5 protein-coding genes and 1 riboswitch are annotated in these 5,532 nt (G+C 68.2%); of the genes, 2 read left to right on the top strand and 3 right to left on the bottom strand.

Annotated elements, in window-relative coordinates:
- Nucleotides 1-62: 62 nt before the first annotated feature.
- Nucleotides 63-178: riboswitch (SAM riboswitch) on the bottom strand.
- A 169-nt stretch (nt 179-347) separates the two neighbouring features.
- On the top strand, nt 348-986 hold the full coding sequence (locus tag AC1D1S_RS18840; RefSeq protein ID WP_243179648.1) for a VOC family protein: 639 nt from the start codon (nt 348-350) through the stop codon (nt 984-986).
- A 118-nt stretch (nt 987-1,104) separates the two neighbouring features.
- On the opposite strand, the gene AC1D1S_RS18835 is transcribed toward AC1D1S_RS18840, so the two are convergent.
- Nucleotides 1,105-1,872 (bottom strand): CPBP family intramembrane glutamic endopeptidase, encoded by a 768-nt coding sequence (locus AC1D1S_RS18835; RefSeq protein ID WP_476945645.1) that lies wholly within the window; start codon nt 1,870-1,872, stop codon nt 1,105-1,107.
- A 109-nt stretch (nt 1,873-1,981) separates the two neighbouring features.
- Between AC1D1S_RS18835 and AC1D1S_RS18830 the strand changes: the two genes are divergently transcribed.
- A complete protein-coding gene (locus AC1D1S_RS18830) occupies nt 1,982-2,662 on the top strand; it encodes a histidine phosphatase family protein (RefSeq protein ID WP_028278302.1) in 681 nt (226 codons plus the stop codon).
- Nucleotides 2,663-2,664: 2 nt separating this feature from the next.
- On the opposite strand, the gene AC1D1S_RS18825 is transcribed toward AC1D1S_RS18830, so the two are convergent.
- Entirely contained in the window at nt 2,665-3,897 is a 1,233-nt protein-coding gene (locus tag AC1D1S_RS18825) for an amidohydrolase family protein (RefSeq protein ID WP_476942999.1), read from the bottom strand.
- Between the two features lie 11 nt (nt 3,898-3,908).
- The gene (locus AC1D1S_RS18820) at nt 3,909-5,057 is read right to left on the bottom strand and encodes an NAD(P)/FAD-dependent oxidoreductase (RefSeq protein WP_476945643.1); all 1,149 of its coding nucleotides are present in this window, start codon (nt 5,055-5,057) and stop codon (nt 3,909-3,911) included.
- Nucleotides 5,058-5,532 lie beyond the last annotated feature (475 nt).

Here is a 5,532-nt window from a genome sequence, read left to right as displayed (position 1 = left end):
TTGGTGCTCCTCGAGTCACTGGGCACAGCACCGGCCGGGGCTTTCGGCCCGAACCGGAACAGGCGCCGCGCTTGCCCTCCGGCGGGCGCCGGACGGCCAGGTCTTCACCCGGGGCACCCCACCGCGATACGAGGGTTGCCGGCCAGCAAGCCGGGGCTGTGCGCTGGCACTCATGACCTGGCTTCAGTGTAGGAATGGCGGCGGAGCCCTGGATAGCTTTGTGACGAAGATGAAGAGGGCTGCCGTGACGGAGCATCCGGGGCGCCGCGTTCGGCGCCCCGGGACGTCCCATGACGGTTAGGGGAGCCTAAGCTGAGAGGTCCATCACAAAGTGCCAAGATGATGGCATGCGCATGGATCACGTTTCTTACGCCTGTGAACACGATGGCTTGGCAGCCACCACTGAACGTATTGCGTCTGCCCTCGGCGTTGAAGCCGTGAAGGGTGGAGTGCACCCCCGTTTCGGGACACGCAACATGATTATCCCGCTCGCGGGACACAAGTACCTGGAAGTCGTGGAGGTCCTGAACCACCCGGCCTCCGACAAGGCCCCGTTCGGCCAGGCCGTCCGGGCACGCTCCGAGGCCGGCGGCGGCTGGATGGGCTGGTGCGTCGAGGTTGACGACCTGGCCCCGTTCGAGGAGCGGCTCGGCCGCGCCGCCGTCAACGGCAACCGGAAGTTTCCCGACGGCCGCGAACTGATCTGGAAGCAGATCGGCATCCTGGGGCTCATCGCCGACCCCCAGGTGCCGTACATGCTCAAGTGGGAGGGCGACCCGGAGTTGCACCCGTCCAACGCCTACGCGAGCGATGTCAAGATGTCCGCACTGACCATTGCCGGTTCGGCCGCGCGCGTCACGGAGTGGCTGGGCGAACCGGTTGAAAAGCCGCTGGAAGACGTCGCCGTGAACTGGATCGCGCCGCACGGGACTCCCGGCATCCTCTCTGTCACCTTCGAGACCGCCTCCGGAGCGGTCACGATCTAACGCTCCACCTGCCCCACGCTTCGGCCGCCATCTCTTAGGTGCCAACGTTGTCACCTAGGAGACGGCGGCCGAGATCATTTAAGGCCTGCCGATGGCGCCGGCTGTACGGGCAACGCCATCAGCCCAGGCCCACGGCCCTGCCGAACAGGCTGAACCCCACGAACGCCACAGTGTCCAGGATGGCGTGGGCGATCACCAGCGGCATCACCCGTTTGGTCCGCGTGTAGACGAGCGCGAAGACCACGCCCATCACCGCGTTGCCGATGAACGGCCCGAACCCCTGGTACAGGTGATAGCTGCCGCGGAGCAGGGCGCTGGCGGCGATGGCCGCCGGCACGCTCCAGCCCAGTTTCCCGAGCCGGTCCAGCAGGTACGCCACCACAATCACTTCCTCGACCACCGCGTGCCGGATCGCGGACAGGACCAGCACCGGCACGGTCCACCAGTACGCGTCCAGGGCGCTGGGGATGATCGCCGTCGTGATCCCCAGCGCCCGGCCGACGGCGTAGAGCCCCAGGGACGGAATGCCGATGAGCGCAGCTAGTCCGAGCCCCTGCAGGAGGTCTTTGCCGGGCCGGGCGAAGTCGAAGCCGATCCTTCGGAACGCCGAGGTTCCGCGCTCACCGGCCGGCCAGTGCTCGGTGAGGAAATAGATCACGAGGGCCACCGGGACCAGGGCGAAGATGATGTCCAGCAACTGGTAGGTGAGGTCGAAGTATTCGCGTGCGCTCTGTGAGCGGTTCAGGGTGGATGTCCCCTGGGCCAGCGGCGCCGTGGTCATCTTGTCCAGCAACTGCACCAGGGAATAGATCGCGGACTGCCCGAGCGACAACCCCAGGACAATCAACACTTCGAACCGCAGCCGACGGCGGGAGGGAACCAACATGGTTCTATCTTGCCTGCACTTGCCGATAGTTTGCTGGTGCCCGCGTGGTACCGGCCGAACGGGGTTTTGCCTGCGGCACCTGCTTTTAGGAGCCCTATGCTTGGGGATTATGAGTGCGCCCCGGAAAATCATCATGATCCGGCACGGCCAGTCTGCCGCCAATGCCGACACCTCGATCTACAACCGTGTTCCGGACTACCGGATCCCGTTGACCGCGCTGGGCCTGGAGCAGGCCACCGCGGCCGGGGAGGAGGTCCGGCGCCAGCTGGACGGCCGCCCGGTGTGCGTCTACGTCTCCCCCTACCTGCGCGCCTACCAGACCCTCGAGGCGCTGAATCTCGGCCCGCTCGTGGAGCGGGTGATCGAGGAACCGCGGCTGCGCGAACAGGACTGGGCCAACTTTCAGATCGCCGGCGACATCGAGGACCAGAAAGAGCTCCGCAACGCCTACGGGCACTTCTTCTACCGCTTCCGCGAGGGCGAGTCCGGTTCCGATGTATATGACAGGATTTCTTCCTTCATGGAAACCCTGCACCGGCACTGGTCCCGGCCCGGCTATGCCCCGAACGCGCTGTTCGTGACGCACGGATTGACCATGCGGCTGTTCTGCATGCGCTGGTTCCACTGGTCGGTGGAATATTTCGAGTCCCTGAACAACCCCGAGAACGCCGAGGTCCGAACCCTACTGCGCACCTCGCACGGCAAGTACGAGCTCGACAAGCCCTTCACGCAGTGGGAGAAGAGGCGCGTGGACGAGACCGTCCTCGACGCACCGCCCATGATGTTCTAGGGCTAACGGACCGGCTGCGCTACACCGGCGCGCCACACCGCGTGCGTCAGGGGGATGCCGGGCCGGTAGGCCAGGTGCGTGGCGGAAGGGGCGTTGAGCAGGTGCAGGTCCGCGCGGTGCCCGACGGCGATCGAGCCCACCGCGCGTGCGCCGTCGGCGTCGTTCCCGGACTCCCGGCCCAGGGCCAGCGCGCCGCCGTAGGTCGCGGCGCGCACCGCCTCGTGGACGCTGAGCCGCATCTGCAGCACGGCGGTGGTGACGCAGAACGCCATGGAGCTGGTGTAGGACGTGCCGGGGTTGCAGTTGGAGGCCAGCGCCAGCTGCACACCGGCGTCGAGCAGCTCCCGGCCGGGGGCCAGCGGCTGCCGGGTGGAAAGATCGCAGGCCGGCAGGCAGGTGGCAACCGTGCCGCGCTGCCCGGATCCAGGGGTGCCGCTGCCGCCGGCGGCGTCCCAGCCGGACCAGCTCGCGGCGAGGGCGTCGACGTCCGCGGCCGACAGGTAGTTCACGTGGTCCACGCTGGCGGCGCCGACTTCCACCGCCAGCCGGACTCCGGGGCCCTCGCCGAGCTGGTTGCCGTGGACGCGCAGTCCCAGCCCGGCGGCCTTGCAGGCCAGGAGCACCCGGCGGGACTGGTCCTCGTTGAACGCGCCCTGCTCGCAAAAGACGTCGGCCCAGCGGACGTAGGGCCGGACTGCGGTGAGCATCGGCCCGCAGACCAGCTCCGTGTATTCCTCCGCGTCCATCCCGGCGGGCACAAGGTGCGCCCCCAGGTAGGTCACCTCGTCCGCCACGGTCGAGGCGATGCGGGCGCTGCGGGCCTCGTTCTCGAGGTCCAGGCCGTAGCCGGTTTTGGTCTCCAGGTAGGTGGTGCCCTGCGACACGGCCTCCGCGACGCGGCCCATCGCGAGCCGGGTCAGGTCGAAGTCGCTCGTGCTCCGGGTGGCGCCAGTGGTGACGGCGATCCCGCCGGCGCTGTAGCTCTCTCCCGCCATCCGGGCCTCGAACTCGGCAGTGCGGTCCCCCGCGAAGATCAGGTGCGTGTGGGAGTCGACCCAGCCCGGCAGGAGCGCCCGGCCACCGGCATCCACCCGTTCGTCCGCGGCCGGGGCGTCGGCCGCGGGCCCGAGCCAGGAAATCCGCTCCCCCTCGATCACCACCGCCGCGTCACGGAGGACGCGGTGTTCCGCGTCCTGGGTCATCAGTTCGGCGATATTGGTGATGAGGGTGCTCATGGATCCATTCTTCAGCGCCGGATGGACCAGCGGGTCGCGGCCAGCGCCTCCGCTGTCCGGGATGCCGGACTGGCCTCGGTGGACGGAGACATAGCCGGGGAGACACCCGGGGTCAGGGCCGGGGCGGAGCCCTGGCCGGCGAGGATCAGTCCGGCGGCCAGTTCCGCGACGCCGGATGATGTCTGGAATCCGTACCCGCCCTGACCGGCGAGCCAGAAGAATCCGGTGGCCTCGGCGTCGAACCCCACCACCGGGACGCCGTCGGCCGCCTCCGTCCGCAGCCCCGTCCAGGCGGTGCGGACGTTCCGGATCCCGAGCGTCGTGATCTCGTTGAGCCGGGCGATGACCCGTTCGACGTCGCCGGGATAGGGCCGGGCGTCCTCGGGTCCGCTCGGCACGTGCTCCGCGGGTGAGATCAGGACCTGGCCGTTATCGGGCCGGAAGTAGAAGCTGTCATCGGCCGCCGCCACCATCGGGCAGGCTTCCGGGAGCGGATTATCGACGTCGACGATCGCCGCGGTGCGCCGGTACGGCTGCAGGCCCAGCTTCTCGACGCCGCTGAGGACGGCGAGCTCGTCGGCCCAGGCACCGGCGGCGTTAACCACGACGGCGGACTGGAAGCCTTCCTGCCCGGCGCCCAGTTCCCAGCCGGTGCCCAGGCGCTGAGCCGAATGGACCCTGGCGCCGGTAATGATGTCCACGCCGCCGGCCACGGCGAGCCGCCGGTGGTCCTCGAGCAGCACGGGGGCGTTGCAGGCGAAGGATCCGGTGTCCAGCCCGGCGGCGCTGAACGAATCCGGGACCAGGGCCGGGCACAGGTCCAGTGCCTCGGCGTGGGTGATCCGCTGCATGTGTCCGCTTGCCTCCGCCCGGACGGTGGCGTCGTCCCCGATCAGCATGAAGCTGCGCGGGGTGAGCACCGGTTCCGGACGTTCGGCGTCCTGGGCCGCGATGAGGTCGAGCGTCCGGACGGTGAGCTCCTGAACCACAGGCGGGCCGTAGCTGGGAATCAGTTGCCGGGCCGAGCGGGCCGAGGTGTGGTACGCCAGGGTCTGCTCGGCTTCGATCAGGGCCACGCTGCAGTGCCCGGCCAAGGCGGAGGCAAGGGACAGGCCGGCGATCCCGCCGCCGACAATTACGACATCGTAATGAGCTGACATGATCCCATCCTTGCAGATTGTCGGGTCAGGTGATCACGTCCGGCTATACGGCGTTTGCCGCAACCTGCGCCCGGGCGAGCGGCGTGAATCGGGTCCCACAGTCATCACCAGCGGCGTTGTTGGGTGCCAGGGCGTTGAAATGTCCAGTGACTCACGGTGTTCTCGGCACATGCCGTCTCCACGATTCCGAGTTTGGCGGCGACCTTCTTGGAATTCTGGTTGCTTGGATAAATTGTGCACGCCGCCCCGGGACATGCTCTTCCGTGGTCCGCACGGCTGGACATGTCCCTCGTTGCGGCGGGCAGACCCGGACATGCCCCTCCTTGGTCGTGGCCATTGGACATAGTGGCATTATGTCCAGTCCTCGCTGCCGAAGCTGGACATGTCCCTCGTTGCGGCGGGCAGGCCCGGGACATGCTCTTCCGTGGTCCGCACGGCTGGACATGTCCCTCGTTGCGGCGGGCAGGCCCGGGAC

It is taken from the genome of Arthrobacter sp. P1_A5 (assembly GCF_056406825.1).
Note: the sequence above shows the minus strand (reverse complement) of the source record. Positions and strands in the feature narration are given on the sequence as shown.

Bases quoted from the DNA above. Each gene is read 5' to 3' on its own strand.
- AC1D1S_RS18835 (WP_476945645.1), bottom strand. From the start codon at position 1,872: ATGTTGGTTCCCTCCCGCCGTCGGCTGCGGTTCGAAGTGTTGATTGTC.
- AC1D1S_RS18825 (WP_476942999.1), bottom strand. From the start codon at position 3,897: ATGAGCACCCTCATCACCAATATCGCCGAACTGATGACCCAGGACGCG.
- AC1D1S_RS18820 (WP_476945643.1), bottom strand. From the start codon at position 5,057: ATGTCAGCTCATTACGATGTCGTAATTGTCGGCGGCGGGATCGCCGGC.
- AC1D1S_RS18840 (WP_243179648.1), top strand. From the start codon at position 348: ATGCGCATGGATCACGTTTCTTACGCCTGTGAACACGATGGCTTGGCA.
- AC1D1S_RS18830 (WP_028278302.1), top strand. From the start codon at position 1,982: ATGAGTGCGCCCCGGAAAATCATCATGATCCGGCACGGCCAGTCTGCC.